23 protein-coding genes and 1 tRNA gene are annotated in these 24682 nt (G+C 55.1%); 8 read left to right on the plus strand and 16 right to left on the minus strand.

Annotated elements, in window-relative coordinates; genetic code table 11:
• Positions 1-64 precede the first annotated feature (64 nt).
• From ACMGGS_RS01620 to ACMGGS_RS01630, 3 genes are all read right to left on the minus strand, one after another.
• Positions 65-138: transfer RNA gene (locus ACMGGS_RS01620), tRNA-Gly, on the minus strand.
• A gap of 79 nt (positions 139-217) precedes the next feature.
• Entirely contained in the window at positions 218-919 is a 702-nt protein-coding gene (gene actS, locus ACMGGS_RS01625; protein WP_414164776.1) for an amidase activator ActS, read from the minus strand.
• A gap of 93 nt (positions 920-1012) precedes the next feature.
• Positions 1013-1915, minus strand: a complete 903-nt coding sequence (locus ACMGGS_RS01630) for a LysR family transcriptional regulator (protein ID WP_414164777.1) — start codon at positions 1913-1915, stop codon at positions 1013-1015.
• Between the two features lie 216 nt (positions 1916-2131).
• On the opposite strand from ACMGGS_RS01630, the gene ACMGGS_RS01635 reads away from it, so the two are divergent.
• Genes ACMGGS_RS01635 through idi form a run of 4 tightly spaced genes read left to right on the plus strand, consistent with a single transcriptional unit; the run spans position 2132 to position 5562 of the window.
• On the plus strand, positions 2132-3616 hold the full coding sequence (locus tag ACMGGS_RS01635) for a UbiD family decarboxylase (RefSeq protein WP_414164778.1): 1485 nt from the start codon (positions 2132-2134) through the stop codon (positions 3614-3616).
• 10 nt (positions 3617-3626) lie between these two features.
• The gene (locus ACMGGS_RS01640; RefSeq protein ID WP_414164779.1) at positions 3627-4208 is read left to right on the plus strand and encodes a UbiX family flavin prenyltransferase; all 582 of its coding nucleotides are present in this window, start codon (positions 3627-3629) and stop codon (positions 4206-4208) included.
• A 33-nt stretch (positions 4209-4241) separates the two neighbouring features.
• Positions 4242-4958: a DUF554 domain-containing protein gene (locus tag ACMGGS_RS01645; protein ID WP_414164780.1), complete on the plus strand. Its 717-nt coding sequence runs from the start codon at positions 4242-4244 to the stop codon at positions 4956-4958.
• A 55-nt stretch (positions 4959-5013) separates the two neighbouring features.
• On the plus strand, positions 5014-5562 hold the full coding sequence (gene idi / locus ACMGGS_RS01650; protein WP_414164781.1) for an isopentenyl-diphosphate Delta-isomerase: 549 nt from the start codon (positions 5014-5016) through the stop codon (positions 5560-5562).
• A 49-nt stretch (positions 5563-5611) separates the two neighbouring features.
• Here idi and lysS read toward each other — a convergent pair whose 3' ends face one another.
• The 5 genes from lysS to xerD form a co-directional block, all read right to left on the minus strand.
• Complete coding sequence (gene lysS / locus ACMGGS_RS01655; protein ID WP_414164782.1) at positions 5612-7129, minus strand: lysine--tRNA ligase; 1518 nt, start codon at positions 7127-7129, stop codon at positions 5612-5614.
• Positions 7130-7138: 9 nt separating this feature from the next.
• Positions 7139-8237 (minus strand): peptide chain release factor 2 gene (prfB, locus tag ACMGGS_RS01660; protein ID WP_414164783.1). Its coding sequence is split into 2 segments (ribosomal slippage): positions 7139-8161 and positions 8163-8237, totalling 1098 coding nucleotides; the frame shifts between segments, so codons are not numbered across the junction.
• 181 nt (positions 8238-8418) lie between these two features.
• Positions 8419-10152, minus strand: a complete 1734-nt coding sequence (gene recJ, locus ACMGGS_RS01665; protein WP_414164784.1) for a single-stranded-DNA-specific exonuclease RecJ — start codon at positions 10150-10152, stop codon at positions 8419-8421.
• Between the two features lie 5 nt (positions 10153-10157).
• On the minus strand, positions 10158-10871 hold the full coding sequence (gene dsbC / locus ACMGGS_RS01670; protein ID WP_176920968.1) for a bifunctional protein-disulfide isomerase/oxidoreductase DsbC: 714 nt from the start codon (positions 10869-10871) through the stop codon (positions 10158-10160).
• Between the two features lie 24 nt (positions 10872-10895).
• Positions 10896-11792 carry a site-specific tyrosine recombinase XerD gene (xerD, locus tag ACMGGS_RS01675; protein ID WP_414164785.1) on the minus strand — a complete coding sequence of 299 codons (897 nt, stop codon included), beginning with the start codon at positions 11790-11792 and terminating at the stop codon, positions 10896-10898.
• Positions 11793-11893: 101 nt separating this feature from the next.
• On the opposite strand from xerD, the gene fldB reads away from it, so the two are divergent.
• On the plus strand, positions 11894-12415 hold the full coding sequence (gene fldB, locus ACMGGS_RS01680) for a flavodoxin FldB (protein ID WP_414164786.1): 522 nt from the start codon (positions 11894-11896) through the stop codon (positions 12413-12415).
• Positions 12416-12425: 10 nt separating this feature from the next.
• Here fldB and ACMGGS_RS01685 read toward each other — a convergent pair whose 3' ends face one another.
• Together ACMGGS_RS01685 and sdhE are read right to left on the minus strand one after the other, a co-directional pair.
• Positions 12426-12836 carry a protein YgfX gene (locus ACMGGS_RS01685; protein ID WP_414164787.1) on the minus strand — a complete coding sequence of 137 codons (411 nt, stop codon included), beginning with the start codon at positions 12834-12836 and terminating at the stop codon, positions 12426-12428.
• Complete coding sequence (gene sdhE, locus ACMGGS_RS01690) at positions 12817-13083, minus strand: FAD assembly factor SdhE (protein WP_176920972.1); 267 nt, start codon at positions 13081-13083, stop codon at positions 12817-12819. The genes ACMGGS_RS01685 and sdhE overlap by 20 nt, the downstream gene beginning before the upstream one ends.
• Before the next feature lie 248 nt (positions 13084-13331).
• Between sdhE and ygfZ the strand changes: the two genes are divergently transcribed.
• On the plus strand, positions 13332-14315 hold the full coding sequence (gene ygfZ, locus ACMGGS_RS01695) for a tRNA-modifying protein YgfZ (RefSeq protein WP_414164788.1): 984 nt from the start codon (positions 13332-13334) through the stop codon (positions 14313-14315).
• Between the two features lie 40 nt (positions 14316-14355).
• Here ygfZ and trhA read toward each other — a convergent pair whose 3' ends face one another.
• Positions 14356-15015 (minus strand): PAQR family membrane homeostasis protein TrhA, encoded by a 660-nt coding sequence (gene trhA / locus ACMGGS_RS01700; RefSeq protein WP_414164789.1) that lies wholly within the window; start codon positions 15013-15015, stop codon positions 14356-14358.
• A gap of 271 nt (positions 15016-15286) precedes the next feature.
• On the opposite strand from trhA, the gene ACMGGS_RS01705 reads away from it, so the two are divergent.
• Together ACMGGS_RS01705 and ACMGGS_RS01710 are read left to right on the plus strand one after the other, a co-directional pair.
• Entirely contained in the window at positions 15287-16015 is a 729-nt protein-coding gene (locus tag ACMGGS_RS01705) for a MurR/RpiR family transcriptional regulator (protein ID WP_414166180.1), read from the plus strand.
• 115 nt (positions 16016-16130) lie between these two features.
• Positions 16131-17564, plus strand: a complete 1434-nt coding sequence (locus tag ACMGGS_RS01710) for a 6-phospho-beta-glucosidase (RefSeq protein ID WP_414164790.1) — start codon at positions 16131-16133, stop codon at positions 17562-17564.
• Between the two features lie 157 nt (positions 17565-17721).
• Here the strand turns inward: ACMGGS_RS01710 and ACMGGS_RS01715 are convergent, their stop codons facing one another.
• The 5 genes from ACMGGS_RS01715 to ubiI form a co-directional block, all read right to left on the minus strand.
• The gene (locus tag ACMGGS_RS01715) at positions 17722-18465 is read right to left on the minus strand and encodes an SDR family oxidoreductase (protein WP_414164791.1); all 744 of its coding nucleotides are present in this window, start codon (positions 18463-18465) and stop codon (positions 17722-17724) included.
• A gap of 71 nt (positions 18466-18536) precedes the next feature.
• Positions 18537-21410, minus strand: a complete 2874-nt coding sequence (gene gcvP, locus ACMGGS_RS01720; protein ID WP_414164792.1) for an aminomethyl-transferring glycine dehydrogenase — start codon at positions 21408-21410, stop codon at positions 18537-18539.
• A gap of 154 nt (positions 21411-21564) precedes the next feature.
• The gene (gene gcvH / locus ACMGGS_RS01725) at positions 21565-21954 is read right to left on the minus strand and encodes a glycine cleavage system protein GcvH (RefSeq protein ID WP_414164793.1); all 390 of its coding nucleotides are present in this window, start codon (positions 21952-21954) and stop codon (positions 21565-21567) included.
• A gap of 22 nt (positions 21955-21976) precedes the next feature.
• Entirely contained in the window at positions 21977-23071 is a 1095-nt protein-coding gene (gene gcvT / locus ACMGGS_RS01730) for a glycine cleavage system aminomethyltransferase GcvT (RefSeq protein ID WP_414164794.1), read from the minus strand.
• 376 nt (positions 23072-23447) lie between these two features.
• Positions 23448-24650 carry an FAD-dependent 2-octaprenylphenol hydroxylase gene (gene ubiI, locus ACMGGS_RS01735; protein ID WP_414164795.1) on the minus strand — a complete coding sequence of 401 codons (1203 nt, stop codon included), beginning with the start codon at positions 24648-24650 and terminating at the stop codon, positions 23448-23450.
• Between the last annotated feature and the right edge of the window lie 32 nt (positions 24651-24682).

Below are 24682 nucleotides of genomic sequence, written 5' to 3' on the forward strand. Positions count from 1 at the left end.
TTATTGGCAAAGTAGAGGAAGGTCCAGGGAGGGACGTTCTGAGGCTAAGAGGGATTGGGAAAAATGGAGCGGGCGAAGGGAATCGAACCCTCGTATAGAGCTTGGGAAGCTCTCGTTCTACCATTGAACTACGCCCGCTTTGAGGTGCGTAAGGTATTATAAACCTTACGCTCATGTTAGCAAGGGACCGCTTGTCTGACTGGCGATTAATTCACCGTCAGCATTTCGGTTTACTGCCCTGCGGCGGCAGATAACGCAGCGGATCGATGGCCGTGGCCTTGTAACGGATCTGGAAATGCAGCCGCACGGAATCCGTATCCGTACTGCCCATCGTGGCAATCTGCTGGCCGATTTTCACGCTCTGCCCGTTATTCACCATCAGCGTGTCATTATGCGCATAGGCGGTGATGTAGTTCTCACCGTGCTTAATCATAATCAGATTGCCATAACCGCGGAGCTGATTGCCGACGTACACCACCTTACCCGAACCCGCCGCATAAATCGGTTGACCACGCGGCGCGGTAATATCGATACCCTTGTTGCCGCCATCCGCTGATGAGTAAGGCAAAATCACTTTCCCGCTGGTCGGCCAGCGCCAGCAGCGGTCGCCCACCGGCGGCCAGGAGACAGGCGGCAGCGTGGGACGGGAGGCGGTCTTCGTACTTCTGGAAGACTTTTTCCCGGCAGTCGCGGTACCGTTCACCTTCAGGCGCTGCCCAATTTCAATGGTGTAAGGCGGAGAAATATTGTTCATCCGCGCCAGTTCCTGCACGCTGGTGCCGGTCAGACGTGAGATGCGGGAAAGCGTATCGCCGCGCTTAACGGTATAAATGTTGCCGTCGGAGTCAGAACTCCCCGAGCAGCCAGCCAGAAACAGCGCCACCGCGAGGCAGCACATTGGGCGAAAAGAACGAGTCATCAGGCTTCCTGCGCGCAAAACAGATCCTCAATACGGTGTGAGTCAGGGTGCTTATGATAGCAGCCTGTGAAAAGATGCCAATGGTTAGCGACGTTAAACCGTCTTAATCGGCTGAAAAGGATAGCCGCGCGTGATGATTTCCATTATTTGCGGCAGCCATGGCATCCCCGGTATTTTCACCAGCGCCGGATAGAAAATTTGCGGCGAGGGGAAGAGATCGACAACGTGGCAGCGCGATAGTTTATCAGCATCGACTTCTGATGACGGTAGCAACGTCGCGGCGGCCAGCCCGGATTCCAGCCAGTCGAGGATCACCCCCGGCTGGGTGATATGCATAATGACATCGGGGGTGACGCCGCCTTTACGAAACAGATCGAGCAGTATCTCGTAAGTCCCGGAGTCTTTTGCACGATGTAGCAATACCAGCGGAAACGACGCCAGCGCATGATAGTCGAAGGGTTCCTGCGGTTTTTCCGCCAGACACTGCTTGCTGATCACCGCCACCAGCCTGACGGGATCGAATGAGACAAAATCGTAACCTTCGCTGCGATAAGGCCGCTGAATGAGTGCAATGTCGACCGTCCCTTCATTCAGCATGGTTTCCAGATGGCTGGAATCGGTAACGGAAATATTGATCTCAGCGTGAGGATTTCGCTTATATAATTCGAGAAGGAGGGGCTTAAAATAGGATTGATACAGATGCGTTAAGCCTATCCGCAGGCGAAATTTATCCTGGTGAGCTATTTCCACCGTTTCACGCGCGGTATCTTCAACCTGACGTAATATTTCACAGGCTTTACGATAGAGAAAGTATCCCGCTTCCGTTGGCTCAATACGATTTCCCCGCCGAATAAACAGCGCAACGTTAAGTTCCTCTTCCAGTTCCTGAATACGTTTACTCAGCGGTGGCTGAGCCATATTAAGCGCTTTTGCCGCCTGGCTTACCGAACCCTGCTCTACTACCCGACAGAAATAACGCAGCCTTTTAAGATCCATAATTCCTCTCTTTGCTGCGAGTCAGTATCCCACTTCCCCGAAAAAAGTAAACGGCCTCTCTGGATGAGTACAAAACGCAGTTAATTAATAAAAAATTAACATTCCGGCAAAGTTAACTTTTTTGATCTATGTAGCCTCCGGTAAACGGTATTTGTTTTAGTCCCCGCAAAAAAATAGTGTACCCACAGCCATTTTTCTTTTACGGATGGAACAACAATGTCAAATTCAGATAATAATCACGTTCATGATTTACGTTCCGCGCTTGCGTTACTTAAAACGCTGCCCGGCGAGTATGTAGAAACCGATACCGAAGTCGATCCAAACGCAGAGCTTTCCGGCGTATACCGTTACGTCGGCGCAGGCGGCACCTGTCAGCGCCCTACCCGCAAAAACGGCCCGGTAATGATGTTTAATAAAATCAAAGGATTTGACAACATCAGCGTTGCCATCGGCCTGAACGGTTCGCGTAAACGCGTCAGCCATTTTTTGAACTGTGCGCCGGAGAAGCTGGGCCACTTACTGAAGGACTCGGTACAACGCGCCATCGCTCCGGTGACGGTGCAGGATGCGGCGGTATGCCAGCAGGTAGTGCATCTGGCAAGCGATGCGGATTTCGACCTGCGTAAACTGCTGCCCGCCCCCACCAATACCGAGGAGGATGCCGGTCCTTACATCACCATGGGGCTGTGCTACGCCTCCGATCCCGATACGCATGAATCCGACATTACCATTCACCGGCTGTGCGTACAGAGCCGCGACGAGCTTTCGATGTGGCTGACGCCGGGGCGTCATATTGATGCTTTCCGTATGAAAGCGGAGGCGGCGGGCAAACCGCTGCCGATTTCCATCAGCATCGGCGTCGATCCCGCTATTGAAGTCGCCGCCTGTTTTGAACCGCCGACGACCCCACTGGGTTTTAATGAGTTAAGCATTGCCGGCGCGCTCCGCGGGAAGGCGGTAGAGATGGTGCAATGTCTTACCATCAACGAAAAAGCGATTGCGCATGCCGAGATCGTGATTGAAGGCGAATTGCTGCCTAATGTGCGCGTGCGGGAAGATCAAAATACCAATACGGGCAGAGCAATGCCGGAGTTTCCTGGCTATACCGGCGAAGCCAAAGAGGCGATCCCGGTGATTAAGGTGAAAGCCGTCACCCATCGTAAAAATCCGGTCTGGCGCACCACCGTCGGCCCAGGCGAGGAGCACGTCAATATGGCGGGGATCCCGACCGAGGCCAGCATTCTCGATATGGTGGAACGCGCGATGCCGGGTAAATTGCTCAATGTTTTCGCTCACTCTGCCGGCGGCGGTAAGCTACTCGCCGTGCTGCAATTTAAAAAATCGTCTCCCGTGGATGAAGGTCGTCAGCGTCAGGCGGCCCTGCTGGCCTTCTCCGCCTTCCCTGAATTGAAACACGTGATCTTAGTCGATGAGGACGTGGACATTTTCGACAGCGATGATGTGATGTGGGCGATGCAAACGCGCTATCAGGGCGATGTGGATACGGTTTTTATCCCCGGCGTGCGCTGTCATCCGCTGGATCCGTCGCAGGTGCCGGAATACAGCCCGTCCATCCTGCAACAAGGGATGTCCTGTAAAACGATTTTCGACTGCACCGTGCCGTTCCACCTGAGACATAACTTTGAGCGTTCGAAATTCCAGCACGTTGACGTGAAACGCTTCCTGCCAGATTTCGAATAAGAGGACCGACATGAAACCACGCATCATCATCGGCATCAGCGGCGCATCCGGTTTCCAGTATGGCGTTAAGGCACTGGAACTTCTTCAGCCTCTGCCGCTGGAGGTTCATCTGGTCGTCTCGAAAGGGGCGGAAAAAACCTGTGAACTGGAAACAGATTATCGGCTGGATGAGGTGATGGCGATGGCTGACGTTGTGCACTCCATTGGCAATCTGGGCGCGTCAATTTCCAGCGGCTCTTTTAAAACGCTGGGAATGCTGGTGGCTCCCTGCTCCATGCGATCGCTGGGAGCCATCGCGCACGCGCTTACCGATAATTTGCTGACCCGGGCGGCGGATGTGGTGCTAAAGGAACGGCGGCGTCTGGTGCTGCTGGCGCGGGAAACGCCGCTGAATCTGGGTCATATACGCAATATGCAGGCGGTAACCGAAATGGGCGGGATCATCTTCCCGCCCGTTCCGGCGCTGTATCAGCGCCCGTCATCGGTGGATGCCATTATTACCCATAGCGTCAGTCGCGCTCTCGATCTCTTTAATCTCGAGATAAATACGATCCCACGCTGGGGAGAAGGCAAACTTAATTACGATCGTTAATTTTCAGGATGTATTTCCACAGGAAAATTTAAAATGTTAATTGGTCCTTATGTAAATGGCTCGGCGGTAATTATCGGCGGGCTGCTGGGCGCGTTCGCCGGAGGAAAACTTCCTGAACGCGTTAAAACGGCGCTGCCGATGACGTTCGGGCTTTGCTCGGTCGGTCTTGGTATTACGCTGGTATTAAAAGTAAAATATATGCCCGCCGTGGTTCTGGCAATGGTGCTCAGTGCCATTATCGGCGAGCTTCTGCACCTGGAAAAAGGCATCGGGAAAGCCGCAGGTTCTACCCGGGGAATTATTAATAAGATCCTTCCGCCGGTGCCAGGCTTAACCCACGAAGAATTTACCGAAAAATTCGTTGCCATTCTGGTTCTGTTTTGCGCCAGCGGCACCGGTATTTTTGGCGCAATGACGGAAGGAATGAGCGGCGATCCGTCCATCCTTTATATTAAAACGATTCTCGATCTGTTTACGGCGGGTATTTTTGCTACTCTGCTGGGTTATTCGGTCATGACGATTGCCATTCCACAAGTCATTATTCAGGTCGCTCTTGCCATGCTTGCTGTATTCATCCTGCCAATGATTACCCCGGCCATGATGGCCGATTTTTCCTGCGCTGGCGGCCTGTTGATGGTCGCAACCGGACTGCGTATCTGTAATATTAAACTTTTCCCTGTCGCGAATATGCTGCCAGGGCTGGTTTTGGTAATGCCTTTCTCGCATTTTTGGGCTACGCTGGTCGCCTGATTTCCGTGGTGACCCGGGAGAATCTTTCGGGTCCCTTTTTCCTTCAGGAGTATCCATGATCAGGGAACACGTCATTTTACTGGATGCGCAGGATCGCCCCTCCGGCACGCTGGAAAAGTACGCGGCGCACACGGCGACAACGCCTTTGCATCTTGCTTTCTCTTCATGGCTGTTCAATGCACAAGGACAGCTTCTGGTCACGCGCCGCGCCCTCGGTAAAAAAGCCTGGCCCGGCGTGTGGACCAATTCGGCCTGCGGTCACCCTCAGGAAGGCGAAACCTTTGAACAGGCGATTGCCCGCCGCTGCCGCTTTGAGCTGGGTGTCGAGATTGCCGATCCAACACCGGTTTATCCGGCTTTCCGCTACTGTGAAACCGACCCTTCCGGCATTGTGGAAAATGAGTTTTGCCCGGTTTATGCCGCGCGGGCGGTGAGCGATATAAAGCTGAATCCTGACGAGGTGATGGATTACCAGTGGGTAGCGCTGGATGAAATGTTCAGTGCGCTTGCGGCGACGCCGTGGGCGTTTAGCCCATGGATGGTACAACAATCCTCTTATGCCGATGCACGCGCTGCACTGAAACGCTTTATCCGGCAGACATAAAAAAGCCCCGGCGCGCTAAACGCCGGGGCGCATCTTCACTACAGCAGACTTATTTCACCGGACGCATCGCCGGGAACAGGATAACGTCGCGGATGGTGTGGCTGTTGGTGAACAGCATGACCATACGGTCGATACCAATACCCAGACCCGCGGTCGGCGGCAGACCGTGTTCCAGAGCAGTCACGTAGTCTTCGTCGAAGAACATCGCTTCGTCGTCACCAGCTGCTTTTGCGTCAACCTGATCCTGGAAGCGTTGCGCCTGATCTTCCGCATCGTTCAGCTCGCTAAAGCCGTTACCGATTTCACGCCCGCCAATGAAGAACTCAAAGCGGTCGGTAATTTCCGGATTCACGTCATTACGGCGCGCCAGCGGAGATACTTCTGCCGGATACTCAGTGATGAAGGTCGGCTGAATCAGGTGTGCTTCTGCTACTTCTTCAAAGATCTCGGTGACGATACGGCCCAGACCCCAGCTTTTCTCTGGTTTAATGCCGATAGATTCGGCAATCGCTTTGGCAGAGTCGAAGTTATCCAGATCGGCCATTTCCGTTTCCGGACGGTATTTCTTGATTGCTTCGCGCATGGTCAGTTTTTCAAACGGCTTGCCGAAATCAAACGTCACATCGCCATAAGGTACTTCGGTTTTGCCCAGAACATCCTGCGCCAGAGTGCGGAACAGAGACTCGGTCAGCTCGATCAGATCTTTATAATCTGCATACGCCATATAGAGTTCCATCATGGTGAACTCTGGGTTATGGCGAACGGAAATGCCTTCGTTACGGAAGTTACGGTTGATTTCGAATACGCGCTCGAAGCCACCGACCACCAGACGTTTCAGGTACAGTTCCGGCGCGATACGCAGGTACATGTCCAGATCCAGCGCATTGTGATGGGTGATGAACGGACGCGCAGACGCTCCGCCTGGGATCACCTGCATCATCGGGGTTTCAACTTCCATAAAACCACGGCCGACCATGAACTGACGAATACCCGCCAGGATCTGCGAACGTGCTTTAAAGGTGTTGCGGGATTCATCGTTAGAGATGAGGTCGAGATAACGCTGACGGTAGCGCGCTTCCTGATCCTGCAAACCGTGGAATTTGTCCGGCAGCGGACGCAGCGCTTTGGTCAGCAGACGCAGTTCGGTGCAGTGAATAGACAGTTCGCCCGTTTTGGTTTTGAACAGCTTGCCTTTTGCGCCGAGGATGTCGCCGAGATCCCATTTTTTGAATTGCTCGTTATAAACGCCTTCCGGCAGATCGTCACGGGCAACATACAGCTGAATGCGGCCGCCAACGTCCTGAAGGGTAACAAACGAGGCTTTACCCATAATACGGCGAGTCATCATGCGGCCGGCAACGGTCACCTCAATGTTCAGCGCTTCCAGCTCTTCGTTTTCTTTCGCATCAAAGTCAGCGTGCAGTTGGTCTGAGGTGTGGTCGCGACGAAAATCGTTCGGGAAGGCAATTCCCTGCTCGCGAAGGCCAGCCAGCTTCTCGCGGCGCGCTTTCAGTTCATTATTAAGATCGGCCGCCGCGTCAGCGCTCTGTACGTTTTGTTCAGACATTTTGGTTCCTCATAACCCTGCTTTCAAACTTGCTTCGATGAATTGATCCAGGCTGCCATCCAGCACCGCCTGCGTGTTACGGGTTTCAACCCCGGTGCGCAGGTCTTTAATGCGGGAGTCATCAAGGACATAAGAACGGATCTGGCTACCCCAGCCAATGTCAGACTTGTTGTCTTCCATCGCCTGTTTCTCAGCATTTTTCTTCTGCATTTCCAGTTCATAAAGCTTCGCTTTCATCTGCTTCATGGCCTGATCTTTGTTTTTATGCTGGGAACGGTCATTCTGACACTGGGTCACCGTGTTGGTCGGAATGTGCGTAATACGCACCGCGGACTCGGTACGGTTAACGTGCTGACCACCCGCACCAGACGCGCGGTAGACGTCAATACGCAGGTCGGCCGGATTGATGTCGATATCAATGTCGTCGTCCACTTCCGGATAAACAAAGGCGGAGCTGAACGAGGTATGACGGCGGCCGCCGGAATCAAACGGGCTTTTACGTACCAGACGGTGAACGCCGGTTTCGGTACGCAGCCAGCCGTAGGCGTAATCGCCGGAAATCTTGATGGTCACGGATTTAATACCCGCGACTTCGCCTTCAGACTCTTCAATGATTTCGGTTTTAAAACCGCGCGCTTCTGCCCAGCGCAGGTACATACGCTCCAGCATGCTGGCCCAGTCCTGCGCTTCCGTACCGCCGGAACCCGCCTGGATATCCAGGTAGCAGTCGGCATTGTCGTATTCGCCGGAGAACATGCGGCGGAACTCAAGTTGCGCCAGTTTCTCTTCCAGCACGTCAAGTTCGGCAACGGCTTCATTGAAGGTTTCTTCATCGTCGGCTTCAACAGCCAGTTCCAGCAGCCCGGAAACATCTTCCAGACCCTGAGACATGTGATCCAGGGTTTCGACAATGGCTTCGAGGGAGGAACGTTCTTTACCCAGAGCCTGCGCGCGTTCAGGTTCATTCCAGACGTCCGGCTGTTCCAGCTCGGCGTTTACTTCTTCGAGACGCTCTTTCTTCGCATCATAGTCAAAGATACCCCCTAAGAACGCCGGAGCGATCTGTGAGGTCCTGAATGCGGTTTTTTACCGGGTTAATTTCAAACATAGTCAGGTTTCTTTTATTGAACGTGCCAAAATGCAGTTATAAGGGTGAGATTGTACCCAATTCACGGCTTTTTTTATACACACAAAATTATTCGGGATGTATCCGGGCGTAAGCCAGAAAACCCCGGCAGGCGACCGATAATCATGCGCCGGGGTTTGCAGCAGAAGGTGAATTTCAGGCGCTACATCGGCCAGATATGATCGATGATAATTTGCAGGCTGCGATTGCCGCGAAACTCGTTAATATCGAGTTTGTAAGCCAGTTCAACCTCGCGCACGCCGTTATCCGGCCAGCAGGAGGTATCGACATTAAACGCAATGCCGTCCAGTAGCGGACCGCCGCCAACCGGTTCGACCATCACTTTAAGGTGACGCTCGCCAACAATACGCTGTTGCAGCAGGCGAAAACGCCCGTCAAACAGGGGTTCCGGGAACATTTGCCCCCACGGCCCGGCATCGCGCAGCATCTCAGCAATTTCCAGCGTCATATCGCCAGGCGAAAGCGGGCCGTCGGAGACCACCTCGCCCTGCAATAATGCCGGATCGAGCCACTCGGTAATCAGCTCGCCAAAGCGCTGCTGAAACTCGTCAAAGCGCGTCTCATCAAGGGAAAGCCCCGCCGCCATCGCATGACCGCCGAATTTAATAATCAAATCCGGGTAGAGGGTATCCAGACGCTCCAGCGCGTCGCGCATATGCAGGCCGGCAATGGAGCGGCCAGAGCCTTTCAGGGTGCCGTCGCCCGCGGGTGCAAAGGCAATCACCGGGCGGTGAAAACGCTCTTTGATCCGCGAGGCCAGTATGCCAACCACCCCCTGATGCCATTCGGGGTGATACATCGCCAGCCCACCGGGCAACGCCTCGCGGCTGCGCTCCAGTTTTTCACACAGCGCCAGCGCTTCGATTTGCATCCCCTGCTCAATCTCTTTGCGCGTCTGGTTAAGGGCGTCCAGCTCGCTCGCCAGCACGCGGGCTTCGGCGATGTTCTCGCACAGCAGCAGCGCGACGCCGACCGACATATCGTCCAGCCTCCCCGCCGCATTCAGACGAGGCCCCAGCGCAAACCCCAGGTCGCTGGCGGCTAAACGGTGCGGCTCGCGGCGGGAGATCTCCAGCAGCGCTTTAATACCGGGACGGCATTTACCGGCGCGGATGCGGTTCAGGCCCTGCCAGGTGAGGATACGGTTGTTAGCATCAAGCGGCACCACGTCAGCCACCGTGCCCAGCGCCACCAGATCCAGCAGCTCGGCCAGATTCGGCATAGCAATACCGCGCGTCTCAAACCAGCCCTGCTCGCGTAAATGGGCACGCAGGGCCAGCATCAGATAAAATGCCACGCCAACGCCCGCCAGTGATTTCGACGGAAAATCGCAGTCGCGCAGATTGGGATTCACGATCGCTTCGGCGTCCGGGAGCGTGTCACCGGGCAGATGGTGATCGGTGACCAGCACCGGGATCCCCAGCGCATGCGCCCGATCGACGCCAGTGATGGAAGAGATCCCGTTATCCACGGTCATGATCATCTGCGCGCCACGGGCATGCGCCTGATCGACCACTTCCGGACTCAAGCCGTAACCATCTTCAAAACGGTTCGGCACCAGATACGCCACGCTTTCGCAGCCCAGCGCCCGCAGCGCCAGTACGCTCAGTGCGGTGCTGGTTGCGCCGTCGGCGTCAAAGTCACCGACCACGACGATACGCAGTCCTTCGCGAAGTGCGTTGTAGAGCATATCGACCGCTTTCTCGACCCCCGTCAACTGCTGCCAGGTCAGCATACCTTTGACGCTTCGCTCCAGATCCTGCGCCCCTTTTACACCACGGCTGGCGTAGAGCCGTCGCAGCAGCGCAGGCAGGTCGGCAGGAAGATCCGCTGTTTCATCCACCTCGCGGCGGCGGAGTTGTATCGGTTGTTTCACGCGAATTATTTACCGCTGGTCTGTTTCTGATGCTCGTCGAGGAAGGCTTTCATCTCTTTCGGCCCCTGATAACCCGGCACCACATTGCCATCGCTCAGCACGATAGCGGGCGTGCCGTTGACGCCGAACTGAACGCCGAGCGCATAATGGTCGGCGATGTCGATATCGCAGGAGGCAGGCTTCACGCCTTTGCCGTTCATCGCATCGTCAAACGCTTTGTTACGATCTTTCGCGCACCAGATGGCTTTCATATCCTGCTCGGGCTGGCTTTGCAGACCTGCGCGTGGGAAGGCGAGGTAGCGCACGGTGATCCCCAGCGCGTTATAATCTTTCATCTCTTCATGCAGCTTGTGGCAGTAGCCGCAGGTGATGTCGGTAAAGACGGTGATGACGTATTTTTCCTGCGGCGCTTTGTAGACGATCATCTCTTTTTCCAGCGCGTTCAGGTGCTTCATCAACAGCTGATTGGTAACGTTAACCGGCTGTGCACCGCTGACGTCATACATTGGCCCCTGGATCATATGCTTACCATCGTCAGACACGTACAGCACGCCGCTGTTGGTCAGGACGGTTTTCATGCCCGCGACAGGCGCAGGCTGAATATCGCTGCTTTGCACGCCGAGCTTCGCCAGCGCCTGTTGGATCGCCGCATCGTCAGCCTGAGCCATACCGGTAAACGCTGTGGTCAGCAGCGATAGGATCAATAAACCTTTTTTCATAACTTATCCTTTTATGTCAGGCAATCACGCGCGCGGATGATGCTGCTGGTGTAACTGCCGTAAGCGTTCAGTGGCTACGTGGGTATAAATTTGCGTCGTGGAAAGATCGCTGTGGCCCAGTAGCATTTGCACGACGCGCAAATCCGCGCCGTGGTTAAGTAAATGGGTGGCAAAGGCATGACGCAGCACGTGCGGGGACAGTTTTTCGCTGTCGATACCGGCCAGAGTCGCATAATGCTTAATGCGATGCCAGAAGGTCTGGCGTGTCATCTGCTGCGCGCGCTGGCTGGGAAACAGGACATCAATGGAGACGCCGTTCAGCAGCCAGGGCCGCCCATGTTCGAGATACGTTTCCAGCCAGTACACTGCTTCTTCGCCCAGCGGCACCAGCCGCTCTTTATTGCCCTTGCCGATCACCCGCACTACGCCCTGTCGCAGGCTGACATCGCTCATGGTCAGCCCTACCAGCTCTGAGACGCGCAGCCCGGTGGCGTACAGCACTTCCAGCATGGCTTTGTCGCGCAGCTCCAGCGGCAGGTCGGTGACGGGCGTTTGCAGCAGACGTTCGACCTGCTGCTCGGATAAATCTTTTGGCAGCCGCTGCGGCAGCTTTGGCGAAGCCAGCAGCGCGCTGGGATCGTCCGCGCGGATCTTTTCACGGTACAGATGCTGAAAAAACCGCCGTATGGCGCTCAGCAGCCGTGCCGAACTGGTGGCTTTATACCCCCCCGCCAGACGCTCCGCCAACAACGACTGAAGATCCCCATGTTGTACACGCTCAAGCGATAACTCGCGGTGATGCAGCCATTCCACCAGCATTGTCAGATCGCGTCGATAGGCGCTGAGCGTATTCTCCGCCAGGTTGCGCTCCAGCCAGAGCGCATCCAGAAACTGTTCTATACGTGCAAGATCCTGTTCCATCGGTGCCTCTTTACCGCTTCTGCTGCTGCATTATGCCTGATTACTTCACGTTTCTGGTACACTGAGCGCAAAGTCATGAGAAGAATTGAGACGTTTACGCCATGAACATTGGTCTTTTTTACGGTTCAAGCACCTGTTACACCGAAATGGCAGCGGAGAAAATTCGCGACATTATCGGCCCCGAACTGGTCACGCTGCACAACCTGAAAGATGATTCCCCCGCGCTGATGGAGCAGTATGATGTCCTCATTCTGGGCATCCCTACCTGGGATTTTGGCGAAATTCAGGAAGACTGGGAAGCCATCTGGGATCAGCTCAGCACGCTAAATCTGAAGGACAAACCCGTTGCCCTTTACGGCATGGGCGATCAGTTGGGCTATGGCGAGTGGTTCCTTGACGCGCTCGGTATGCTCCACGATCAACTGGCGATGAATGGTGTGAAGTTCATCGGCTACTGGCCCACTGAAGGCTACGAATTTACCAGCCCAAAACCGGTTATCGCCGAGGGCAAACTGTTCGTTGGTCTGGCGCTGGATGAAACTAATCAATACGATCTCAGCGATGAGCGCATCCAGACGTGGTGCGAGCAGATCCTTATGGAGATGGCAGAGCAATTCTCCTGAGCCTGCGTCATTAACGCCGCGCTGGCTGTTGCATTAACATCCGGCGCAGATCGCGCCACTCACCGCTTTCCATGCTATCCGCCGCCAGCCACAGGTGCTGCCGCCGACGGCTACCCAATTTGCGCAGTCGCAACATCATGCCGCTTTTCAGCATCCAGGGTGCGCCGGTAATTTCCCATTCCTGTCCTTGCCAGCGCAGGCGGGAATTCATCATCAGTTTGATCTCCCCCTGGCAGGCATTGATGCGCCGCTGGCTACGCACGCAGTCAAACACCACCAGCGATAACAGCAGCAGCCATAGCGGCATGTAACTTAACGGCCACGGCATGAGTAAAACCAGAGCAGCGACCACGCCATGAAGCAGAAGCGATAGCCACTGTGAGCGCCATGAGACGCGTAAATCAGATTGCCACAGGACCACGTTCCCGATTCCGTGTTTGAATTAATTGCACCATGCGTTGTAGATCTGTGTCAGCGGGTTTACCGTGATTCATCAACCAGTTAAATAAATCCGGGTCGTCGCATTCCAGGAGGCGAATGAAGAGATGTTTGTCATCGTCACTCAGCGTGTCGTACTCGTATTCGAAAAAAGGCATGATGGAAATATCGAGTTCGCGCATACCGCGGCGGCACGCCCAGTGGATACGGGCTTTGTTACTAATATCCATGTTTTCAATCCTGCGTCGCTATATCAGATTAGTGTAACGCGTTTTATCAACTTACTTTACAGGATTATTGTGCCCTGCGAGCCTGATTCCACTTAAAATCCTGCAAAATTAATCATTTCTCCATAATTGCATTTCCCATTGCGCCGCAAAAACGGCACAAAAGGCGCGTTAAAAGCGCTTGCAATGGCAACTGGCTCTTTTACCATGAGTTATATTCTTACTTCGCGTTACGCAACCAGGACAACATTATGGCTTTTACTCCGTTTCCTCCGCGCCAGCCTTCCGCCTCTGCGCGTCTGCCGCTGACGCTTATGACGCTGGACGACTGGGCGCTGGCGACCATTACCGGCGCGGATAGCGAAAAATATTTACAGGGTCAGGTGACGGCTGACGTGGCTGCCCTGACGGAACATCAGCATCTGCTGGCCGCGCATTGCGATGCCAAAGGCAAGATGTGGAGCAACATGCGTCTTTTTCACCATGCTGGTGGCTTTGCGTGGATTGAACGCCGCAGCCTGCGCGATGCGCAGCTTACCGAACTGAAAAAGTACGCGGTGTTTTCTAAAGTCGCCATTGCGGCCGACGATGAGTCCGTGCTTTTAGGTATTGCCGGATTCCAGGCGCGCGCGGCGCTGGCGAATTTGTTCAGTGAACTGCCGGATGCCGATAAACAGGTAACGACAGAGGGCGAAACATCCCTGCTGTGGTTTGCTCATCCTGGCGAGCGTTTCCTGCTGGTGACCGATGCAGCAACGGCGCAGCGCGTCACCGAGGCCCTGCGTGGTGAAGCGCAGTTGAATAACAGCCAGCAGTGGCTGGCGCTGAACATTGAAGCCGGGCTACCGGTCATTGACGCGGCTAATAGTGGGCAGTTCATTCCGCAGGCCACTAATCTGCAGGCGCTGGGTGGGATCAGCTTCAAAAAAGGCTGCTATACCGGACAGGAAATGGTCGCCCGCGCCAAATTCCGCGGCGCGAACAAACGCGCGCTGTGGTCGCTGGCAGGCCAGGCCAGCCGCGTACCGGAAGCCGGAGAAGATCTGGAACTGCAAATGGGCGAAAACTGGCGTCGTACCGGCACCGTGCTGGCTGCCGTACAGCTTGACGACGGACGTCTGCTGGTTCAGGCGGTGATGAATAACGATATGGAGCCGGACAGCGTTTTCCGCGTGCTTGATGACGCCAATACGCTAAGTATCGAGCCGCTGCCGTATTCGCTGGAAGAAAGCTGAGTTTTAATGCCCCCGGCACGCCTGGCGCTGCCGGGGCTTTTCACACCTTGCCAATATACAGATAAATCGCCAGGAAGTGACAGACGCTGCCGCCCAGCACGAAGCCGTGCCAGATAGCATGGTTGTAGGGAATACGCTTGCAGACGTAGAAAATCACCCCCAGCGAATAGACGATACCGCCCACCGCCAGTAAGGTGACGCTTCCTGCCGCCAGCTTGATGGCCATTTCATAAATTACCACCAGCGACAGCCAGCCCATCGCCAGATAAGTCACCAGCGACAACACTTTAAAGCGATGCGCAATGGTCAGCTTAAACAGGATCCCCAGCAGCGCCAGACTCCAGATAACAACCATCAGCCCGCGTGCCAGCGGCGAATCCAGCCCTACCAGCAGGAAAGGGGTATAGGTTCCGGCAATCAACAGATAGATTGCGCAGTGGTCAAATTTTTTCAGCCATATTTTTGCCCGTGGCTGGGGAATGGCATGATAGAGCGTTGAGGCGAGGAACAGCAGGATCATGCTGCCACCGTAAAGGCTGTAACTGGTAATCGCCGTTGCGCTGGCATTACTGGCCACCGCCTGCACCAGCAACAACACCAGTCCGACAATACCAAACACCAGCCCGATACCGTGGCTGATGCTGTTGGCAATTTCCTCTGCCAGTGAATATCCCTGCGTCATTGACGGCTTACGAACCATAGTGAACTCCGGAAGAACGGACGATATGCACGATGCTTCACCAGAGTAGCTGAGAATAGTTTCAGTGAACACCTGTTCGCTAAAATAAAACAGTAAAAAAATAATGAACTTAAAATCAAAAAGATAAATGTAAAATCCACCTTACAGCCGTTTAGTTTTTAACTAAATAAAATCAATGACCTGCTTCGGTTCGCACGATCCTTTCCGCAACGTGTCGTAAAACGGCATAATAACGCCAACATTTTCATCCTGGGTAATCATCATTGTGAGCATCTTCACCCACAGCGCCATCGCCACGCTTAACAACCTTGAGATGAAGGTCTATCACTACGTCATCAAAAACCGTGACGCGGTGATGTATATGACCATTCGCGAACTGGCGGATGCGGCGGAAGTTTCGACGACCACGGTGCTGCGCTTTTGTCGTAAGCTCCACTGCGAAGGTTACTCGGAATTTCGCGTGCGCTTTAAACTCTATCTTGAGCAGAACGAACCGCAGCAACCTAATTTTGGGGCCAGCGAAATTATCAGCTTTTTTAAAAGCGTCAATAATGACGAGTTTGATAAATTATTAGATCGCGCGGTCGATATTATTCTCTCTTCAGAACGAATAATATTCGTCGGTGCAGGCACCTCCGGAGCACTGGCAAAATATGGCGCGCGCTTCTTTTCTAACGTCGGAAAATTCAGTAACCATATTGACGACCCTTATTTCCCGGTCACCAATGACATGGCGAAAAATGCGCTGGCCATTGTATTGTCAGTCTCCGGGGAAACGGAGGAGATCCTGCGTTTTGCCAGCCAGTTCAGCCTGCATCACTGTAAGGTGCTCACAATTACCAGCCATGAACAGTCGCGACTGGCAAAACTGGCAGATTTTAATCTTTCCTGGCATGTATCCCAGACGCGGATCGGTGGCGTCTATGATATTACGACTCAGGTTCCGGTCATTTATATTCTGGAGGCGTTAGGGAGAAAGCTGGCAAAAAAACTGCCGTGAAAAACACCCTGTTTTTTCGATGTAACAAATCACCTCCCGCGTTATTTGTTATATCGTGACATTGATTAGCGCTTTTGCCAGACTCGGAGGCAGAACGTAATACATCGAGGTCAGAATGAAAAAATTAACGTTACCAAAAGATTTTCTGTGGGGCGGCGCGGTGGCCGCACACCAGGTTGAGGGCGGCTGGGATCGGGGCGGCAAAGGGCCGAGCATTTGCGACGTGCTGACCGGCGGCGCGCACGGCGTTCCGCGTGAGATCACCGGGCAGGTGGTGCCAGGCAAATACTATCCGAATCACGAAGCGGTGGACTTCTACAGCCATTACAAAGAGGACATCAAACTCTTTGCCGAGATGGGCTTTAAGTGTTTCCGAACCTCTATTGCCTGGACGCGTATTTTTCCGAATGGCGATGAGCTGGAGCCAAATGAAGAAGGTTTACAGTTTTACGATGATGTATTTGATGAACTGCTTAAATACAACATTGAGCCGGTGATCACCCTTTCCCACTTTGAAATGCCGCTGCATCTGGTACAGCAGTATGGCGGCTGGACCAACCGTAAGGTGGTGGATTTCTTTGTTCGCTTCGCGGAAGTGGTTTTCGAGCGCTACAAAAACAAGGTCAAATACTGGATGACCTTCAACGAAATCAATAACCAGCGTAACTGGCGCGCGCCGCTGTTTGGCTACTGCTGTTCCGGCGTCGTCTATACCGACCACGACAATCCCGAAGAGACCATGTATCAGGTGCTGCATCATCAGTTTGTTGCCAGCGCGCTGGCGGTGAAGGCGGCGCGGCGCATTAATCCGGCGATGCAGGTCGGCTGTATGCTGGCGATGGTGCCGCTGTATCCCTTCTCCTGTAAGCCGGAAGACGTGATGTACGCGCAGGCATCAATGCGCGAACGTTATGTCTTCACCGACGTGCAACTGCGCGGCTACTATCCTTCGTATGTGTTGAATGAATGGGAACGTCGCGGGTTTAGCATTGCGATGGAAGCAGGTGATGAGCAGATCCTGCGTGAGGGCACCTGCGCTTATCTGGGTTTCAGCTATTACATGACCAATGCAGTGAAGGCTGACGGTGGCAGCGGCGATGCCATTTCCGGGTTTGAGGGCAGCGTGCCTAACCCGCACGTCAAAGCCTCCGACTGGGGCTGGCAGATCGATCCGGTCGGCCTGCGCTACGCGCTGTGCGAGCTTTATGAGCGTTATCAGAAACCGCTATTTATCGTTGAGAACGGCTTTGGCGCGTACGATAAGGTAGAAGAGGACGGTAGCATTAACGATGATTATCGCATTGACTACCTGCGCGCGCATGTGGAAGAGATGGTCAAAGCCGTTACTCATGATGGCGTGGATCTGATGGGCTACACGCCATGGGGCTGCATCGACTGCGTGTCGTTTACCACCGGCCAGTACAGCAAGCGCTACGGCTTTATTTACGTCAACAAGCATGATGACGGCACCGGCGATATGTCCCGCTCACGCAAGAAAAGCTTTGCCTGGTATCAGGGTGTGATTGCCAGTAACGGCGAGCACCTTTAATTCGGATTATGCCACGTGGGTAGCGCGGTGTTACCCACAGTGCCACGTTTGCCGGGCGGCTGATTCACCTTACGCGGCCCGTAAATGTTTGTGCGTTATGCACCTGTTGTAGGCCCGGTAAGCGCAGCGCCACCGGGCATTAACGTCCACCGGGCACCTATTTCCCACCCGCCAGTTCAAGAAAACTTCCCGTCACATACGATGCTTTCTCACTCAGCAACCAGACTATCGCCTGCGCCACCTCTTCCGGCTGGCCGCCGCGCTGCATCGGTAGCGCGGGTTTTACCCGGTCCACGCGCCCTGGCTCGCCGCCTGATGCGTGCATCTCTGTATAAATCAGGCCAGGTCGCACACCGTTAACCCGAATGCCCTGCGCTGCCACTTCCAGCGACAAACCGGTGGTCAGCGTATCAACAGCCCCCTTTGAGGCGGCGTAATCGACATATTCGCCCGGTGCTCCTAACCGTGACGCGGCGGAAGAGACGTTAACGATCGCCCCACCCTGCCCGCCGTGCCGGTGTGACATCCGCTTTACCGCTTCACGACAGCAGAGAAAATATCCCGTCACGTTTGTCGCCAGCACACGATTGATGCGGCTGGCATCAAGCTCCTCAACCGTACACTGCTGAAACAAAATCCCTGCGTTATTTACCAGCGCGGTCAGCGGCTCCCCCGCACGGTCGATGGCATCAAACATTGCCATCACCTGCGACTCATCGCTGATATCCGCACGCACGGCGAACGCGCGGCCACCCTGCTCAGCTATCGCTTCAACAACCCCGGTCGCCGCCTGAATATTGTGATGATAATTTACCGCTACCGTATAGCCCTCACCCGCCAGCTGTAACGCGGTTGCGCGTCCAATCCCCCGGCTGGCACCGGTCACAAGTGCAATGCCCATCTATCCTCCTGAAAATAAAAAAAAGCCGGGTAGCGCTGGCGCTTACCCGGCTTGTCATACTGTAGCCTTTATTACTGATATTCGCTCAGCGGCACACAGGAGCAGAATAAATTACGATCGCCGTAGACATCATCAAGACGCTTCACCGTCGGCCAGTATTTATTGACCGAACCTGCCGGGAAAACCGCCTCTTCACGGCTATAACTATGCGCCCACTCTGTCACCAGCTCACGCTGCGTGTGCGGAGCGTTGACCAGCGGGTTATCCTCCAGCGTCCATTCGCCTTTCTGCACGCGATCGATTTCCGCGCGGATCGCCAGCATCGCCTCAATAAAGCGATCCAGCTCCATCTGGCTTTCTGACTCGGTCGGCTCGACCATCAGCGTCCCCGCTACCGGGAAGGACATGGTTGGCGCATGGAATCCATAGTCAATCAGGCGCTTGGCAATATCCAGCTCGCTGATACCGGTGGCCTCCTTCAGCGGACGAATATCGAGAATACATTCGTGCGCCACGCGACCGTCGCGGCCGGTATACAGCACCGGGAAAGCCTCTTTCAGACGGCTGGCAACATAGTTGGCATTCAAAATCGCCACCTGGCTTGCCTGCTTCAGCCCTTCCGCGCCCATCATGCGAATGTACATCCAGCTAATCGGCAGAATGGATGCGCTGCCGAACGGTGCCGCAGAAACCGCGCCCTGACGAGTGAGCATCCCCTCGATTTGCACTACGCTATGGCCCGGAACAAACGGGGCCAGATGCGCCTTCACGCCAATCGGCCCCATACCCGGACCGCCGCCGCCGTGCGGGATGCAGAAGGTTTTATGCAGGTTGAGATGGGAGACATCCGCGCCGATAAAGCCCGGCGAGGTGATGCCCACCTGGGCATTCATGTTCGCGCCGTCAAGATAAACCTGTCCTCCGAACTGGTGCACAATGTCGCAGACCTCGCGGATGGTCTCTTCATACACGCCGTGAGTGGACGGATAAGTCACCATAATGCAGGAAAGGTTGTCGCTCGACTGCCCGGCTTTCGCGCGCAGGTCGTTAAGATCGATGTTGCCGTTTTTATCGCAGGCGACTACTACCACGCGCATCCCCGCCATCTGCGCGGAGGCCGGGTTGGTACCGTGGGCGGAACTCGGGATCAGGCAGATATCGCGGTGCCCTTCGTTGCGGCTTTCGTGATAGTGGCGGATCGCCAGCAGACCCGCGTACTCACCCTGCGCGCCGGAGTTCGGCTGCATACAGAGCGCATCGTATCCTGTCAGTTTGACCAGCCAGTCGGAAAGCTGGTTGATCATCTGATGATACCCTTCGGCCTGATCCGCCGGGCAGAACGGATGCAGCTCGGCAAATTCCGGCCAGGTGATAGGGATCATTTCCGCAGCGGCATTGAGCTTCATGGTGCAGGAGCCGAGCGGGATCATTGCCTGATTCAGCGCCAGATCTTTGCGCTCCAGCGAGTGCATATAACGCATCATCTCGGTTTCGCTGTGATAACGATTGAAGACCGGATGCGTGAGGATGGCGTCGTCGCGCAGCATGGCGACGGGAATGGCGCGGCTGTCATGAGCCACGTCTTTATCCAGCATGTCGATATCCAGCCCGTGATCGTCGCCAAGGAGAACGGCAAACAGCGCCAGCACGTTGTCACGGGTGGTACTTTCATCCAGGGTGATGCCTACCGCGTTGTGAATGTCGCTGCGCAGGTTGATTTCTGCCGCGTCGGCACGCGCCAGCACGGCCGCTTTATCCGCGACATCAACGCAGAGGGTATCGAAATAGTGGGCGTGGCGTAGTTTCAGACCTTTTTGCTGCAAGCCGGTCGCCAGGATATCGGTGAGGCGGTGGATACGGCTGGCAATGCGTTTCAGCCCAACCGGTCCGTGATAAACGGCATACAGGCTGGCAATGTTAGCCAGCAGCACCTGCGAGGTACAAATGTTGGAGTTGGCTTTCTCGCGGCGGATATGTTGCTCACGGGTCTGCATCGCCATGCGCAGCGCCGTGTTGCCTGCGGCATCTTTCGATACGCCAATGATTCGCCCCGGCATGGAGCGTTTAAATTCGTCTTTCGCCGCAAAGAAAGCGGCATGTGGTCCACCGTAGCCCATCGGCACGCCAAAACGCTGCGCCGAGCCAAAGACGATATCCGCGCCCTGCTTGCCCGGCGCGGTCAGCAGCACCAGCGCCATAAAATCGGCCGCCACGCTGACGATAATTTTGCGTGATTTCAGTTCGGCAATCAGCGCGCTGTAATCGTGGATTTCCCCGGTGGTGCCGACCTGTTGCAGCAGTACGCCAAAGACATCCTGATGATCCAGCACTTTATCCGCATCATCGACAATCACGTCAAAACCAAAGGTTTCGGCACGGGTGCGCACCACGTCCAGCGTTTGCGGATGCACATCGGCCGCCACGAAGAAGCGGTTGGCGTTTTTCAGCTTGCTGATGCGTTTTGCCATCGCCATCGCTTCTGCGGCGGCGGTTGCTTCGTCCAGCAGCGAGGCGGACGCCATCTCCAGCCCGGTCAGATCCAGCGTCACCTGCTGGAAGTTAAGCAACGCTTCCAGACGGCCCTGAGAGACTTCCGGCTGATACGGCGTGTAGGCGGTGTACCAGCCAGGGTTTTCCAGCATGTTGCGCAGGATCACCGGCGGTAATTGAACGTTGGTGTAACCCATGCCGATGTAAGACGTGAAGCGCTTATTGCGGCGGGCAATGGTCCTGAGTTCCGCCAGCGCGGCGTGTTCGGTTGCAGCATCACCCACTTGCGGCGGGGTAGCAAGCTGGATGTCTTTTGGCACAATCTGGCCGATCAGCGCGTCCAGCGACGCGGCACCCACGGCATTCAGCATAGCCTGCTGTTGCGTGGCATCCGGTCCGATATGGCGTTCAATGAAAGCGCCGCTGTTTTCAAGCTGACTTAACGTCTGGGTCATGAGCGAGGGTTCCTGAAACATTCGGTGAATCGTGGTTGTCTTTGGCCAGATGCCCGGTGGCGCTGCGCTTACCGGGCCTACGGGTTGTATCCTGTTCGGCGTCGTACCCGGTTTGCAGGCCGGATAAGCGGCAGCGCTATCCGGCAATGAAGGCTTATTCGTCTTCTAACAGCGCGTCGTAGGCAGTGGCGTCCAGCAGCGCGTCAATTTCATTTTCGTCACTGGCTTTGATTTTGAAAATCCAGCCGCCGGCATATGGCTCGCTGTTAACCAGCTCCGGGGAATCGCCCAGCGCGTCGTTTACCGCGACAATTTCACCGCTAATCGGCGCATAAATATCGGAGGCTGCTTTCACCGACTCCGCCACCGCGCAGTCATCGCCGGCGCTAACGGTCGCGCCAACGTCCGGTAGATCGACAAAAACCATGTCGCCCAGCAGCTCTTGCGCATGTTCAGTAATGCCGACAGTGTAAGAACCGTCCGCTTCTTTACGCAGCCATTCGTGTTCTTTACTGTATTTCAGTTCCGCAGGTACGTTGCTCATCGCTCATTCTCCAAAAAGTACATTACGCAACGGCGTTGCCGTTACGAACAAAAACAGGTTTTGTGACCTTAACCGGCATTTCCCGGTTGCGGATTTGCACAATCGCCTTGTCGCCAATGCCTGCCGGAACGCGTGCCAGGGCGATGCTGTAGCCCAGCGTCGGGGAAAAGGTGCCGCTGGTGATAATGCCTTCCTGCGGGTTACCCTGCGCGTCGGTAAAGCGCACCGGTAATTCATTACGCAGCACGCCTTTTTCGGTCATCACCAGACCGACCAGCTGTTCGGTGCCTCTTTCACGCTGCAATTCCAGCGCTTCACGGCCAATAAAATCGCGATCGGCAGGTTCCCAGGCGATAGTCCAGCCCATATTTGCCGCCAGCGGCGAGACGCCTTCGTCCATCTCCTGACCATAGAGGTTCATGCCCGCCTCAAGACGCAGCGTGTCGCGCGCGCCCAACCCGCAAGGTTTAACCCCCGCGTCGACCAGCGCACGCCAGAAATCCGCCGCCTGCTCGTTAGGTAACGCAATTTCATAGCCTGCTTCGCCGGTATAACCGGTGGTCGCAATAAAATACTCTCCCGCCTGCACGCCAAAGAACGGCTTCATTCCAGCCACCGCCTGACGCTGTTCTTCAGTAAACAGCGTGGCCGCTTTTGCCTGTGCATTTGGCCCCTGGACCGCAATCAGGGACAGGTCGTCGCGCACGGTAATGTCGATGGCGTAAATTTCGGCGTGCTGGGTGATCCAGGCGAGGTCTTTTTCACGGGTGGCGGAGTTAACGACCAGGCGGAAGAACTCTTCCGTGAAGTAATAGACGATAAGGTCGTCAATCACACCGCCGGACGCATTGAGCATGCCGGAGTAAAGCGCCTTACCGGGTTTCGTCAGTTTTGCCACGTCGTTGGCCAGCAGATAGCGCAAAAACTCCCGGGTACGGCTACCGCGAAGATCGACGATAGTCATATGCGAGACGTCGAACATACCGGCATCGGTGCGCACCGCGTGGTGCTCATCAATCTGGGAGCCGTAATGCAGCGGCATCATCCAGCCGTGAAAATCCACCATCCGCGCGCCGCACTGGGTGTGTTGTTCGTATAACGGAGTCTGTTGAGCCATCTTTTCCTCGTCAAATCAGCCGGGTTTCGCCAGCGAAACGGTGGCGACGCAAACGTTCTCTTTGGTCTGAACTTACCACCGAACCCCGTGTTAAACCATAAGCTAAAGAAGGTCATCACATTAGCTTATGACCAAAATGCACGTAAAAGCCTACAGAGTTTTACACTACCAGAAAGATTAACAGCCAGATAAAGAGGTGACTTGAGGGTTTATTTTACGCGGATAGTAATATTAAAAATGGAAAACCTGGCAAAAATTCCTCAGGCATAAATTGATGACATTATTAAAAGTAATGCGAAAAAAAGCGTGAAATTAGAATTTCTCAAACGAGGTGAAATATCCCGGCGCAGAGGCCGGGAAGAAAAGTGTGACCCAGTTAACGTAACCAGTCAGGGAGATCGTTTACTCCCATCGCCTGACGGATGAGTTGCGGTTTAACGCCGGGCAGCGTGTCGGCCATTTTCAGGCCAATATCGCGCAGTAGCTTTTTCGCCGGGTTATGTCCGGCAAAGAGTTCGCGAAATCCCTGCATGCTGGCCAGCATCAGCGCGGCGCTGTGCTTCCGACTGCGTTCAAAGCGGCGTAAATACATGTACTGCCCGATGTCTTTACCCTGCTGATTAAGACGACGCAGTTCACCGATCAGTTCCGCCGCATCCATAAAGCCAAGGTTAACGCCCTGCCCGGCCAGTGGATGAATGGTATGGGCAGCATCGCCAACCAGCGCCAGACGGTGCGCGGCAAACTGGCGCGCATAGCGACCGGTCAACGGGAAAACCTGGCGTTCGCTCTCCACGCTGCACAGCCCCAGACGATGATCAAAAGCAACTGTTAATGCCTGATTAAACGCTGTGTTTTCAGCCTGCTGCATCCGCGCGGCCTCGTCAGGAGCCAGCGACCAGACGATAGAACACAAGTGCGGATCGCTAAGCGGCAGGAACGCCAGGATGCCCTCGCCGTGAAAGACCTGACGCGCCACGCCCTGATGCGGCTCGGCGGTACGGATGGTCGCCACCAGCGCATGATGGTTATAGTCCCAGAAGGTCAACGGGATATCGGCTTTGTCGCGCAGCCAGGAGTGAGCGCCGTCCGCCCCCACCACCAGCCGGGCGGTCATCATACTGCCATCTTTCAGACTCAGGAAAACCTCGTTCTCCCCCCACGCCACCTGCTGTAACTCTGCCGGGGCGATTACCGTCACGTCCTGGCACTGCTGCGCTTTTTGCCACAGCGCATAATGAATAACATCATTTTCAATAATATGTCCGAGATGGGTATGGCCCATGCTGCGATCGTCAAAGCGAATATGGCCGAAGCTGTCCTTCTCCCACACTTCCATGCCGTGATAGCAGCTGGCACGTTGTTCGATAACAGAAGACCATACGCCCAGATGGGTGAGCAGCTTTTCACTCGCCGCATTAATGGCCGATACGCGTAACGCATGAGGCGCATCCAACGCTGGTTTTTGCACCGCTTTTTGCTCCAGCACCGCCACGCGCAGGCCGCTGCCCTGAAGACCGCAGGCAATCGCCAGCCCTACCATTCCCCCGCCAACAATCGCTACGTCAACACTTTGCACAGTTCTACTCCTGAAGCCTGATTCGGCAGGCG

This window comes from Superficieibacter sp. BNK-5, from assembly GCF_047456055.1.
In the GTDB taxonomy this organism is placed as follows: domain Bacteria; phylum Pseudomonadota; class Gammaproteobacteria; order Enterobacterales; family Enterobacteriaceae; genus Superficieibacter.

Coding starts and splice junctions, on each gene's coding strand:
- xerD (WP_414164785.1), bottom strand. CDS start 11,792: ATGGAACAGGATCTTGCACGTATAGAACAGTTTCTGGATGCGCTCTGG.
- ACMGGS_RS01715 (WP_414164791.1), bottom strand. CDS start 18,465: ATGGGCATTGCACTTGTGACCGGTGCCAGCCGGGGGATTGGACGCGCA.
- ACMGGS_RS01635 (WP_414164778.1), top strand. CDS start 2,132: ATGTCAAATTCAGATAATAATCACGTTCATGATTTACGTTCCGCGCTT.
- fldB (WP_414164786.1), top strand. CDS start 11,894: ATGAACATTGGTCTTTTTTACGGTTCAAGCACCTGTTACACCGAAATG.
- ACMGGS_RS01645 (WP_414164780.1), top strand. CDS start 4,242: ATGTTAATTGGTCCTTATGTAAATGGCTCGGCGGTAATTATCGGCGGG.
- trhA (WP_414164789.1), bottom strand. CDS start 15,015: ATGGTTCGTAAGCCGTCAATGACGCAGGGATATTCACTGGCAGAGGAA.
- actS (WP_414164776.1), bottom strand. CDS start 919: ATGACTCGTTCTTTTCGCCCAATGTGCTGCCTCGCGGTGGCGCTGTTT.
- lysS (WP_414164782.1), bottom strand. CDS start 7,129: ATGTCTGAACAAAACGTACAGAGCGCTGACGCGGCGGCCGATCTTAAT.
- sdhE (WP_176920972.1), bottom strand. CDS start 13,083: ATGGATATTAGTAACAAAGCCCGTATCCACTGGGCGTGCCGCCGCGGT.
- idi (WP_414164781.1), top strand. CDS start 5,014: ATGATCAGGGAACACGTCATTTTACTGGATGCGCAGGATCGCCCCTCC.
- ACMGGS_RS01630 (WP_414164777.1), bottom strand. CDS start 1,915: ATGGATCTTAAAAGGCTGCGTTATTTCTGTCGGGTAGTAGAGCAGGGT.
- ygfZ (WP_414164788.1), top strand. CDS start 13,332: ATGGCTTTTACTCCGTTTCCTCCGCGCCAGCCTTCCGCCTCTGCGCGT.
- dsbC (WP_176920968.1), bottom strand. CDS start 10,871: ATGAAAAAAGGTTTATTGATCCTATCGCTGCTGACCACAGCGTTTACC.
- ACMGGS_RS01710 (WP_414164790.1), top strand. CDS start 16,131: ATGAAAAAATTAACGTTACCAAAAGATTTTCTGTGGGGCGGCGCGGTG.
- gcvH (WP_414164793.1), bottom strand. CDS start 21,954: ATGAGCAACGTACCTGCGGAACTGAAATACAGTAAAGAACACGAATGG.
- gcvP (WP_414164792.1), bottom strand. CDS start 21,410: ATGACCCAGACGTTAAGTCAGCTTGAAAACAGCGGCGCTTTCATTGAA.
- ACMGGS_RS01640 (WP_414164779.1), top strand. CDS start 3,627: ATGAAACCACGCATCATCATCGGCATCAGCGGCGCATCCGGTTTCCAG.
- gcvT (WP_414164794.1), bottom strand. CDS start 23,071: ATGGCTCAACAGACTCCGTTATACGAACAACACACCCAGTGCGGCGCG.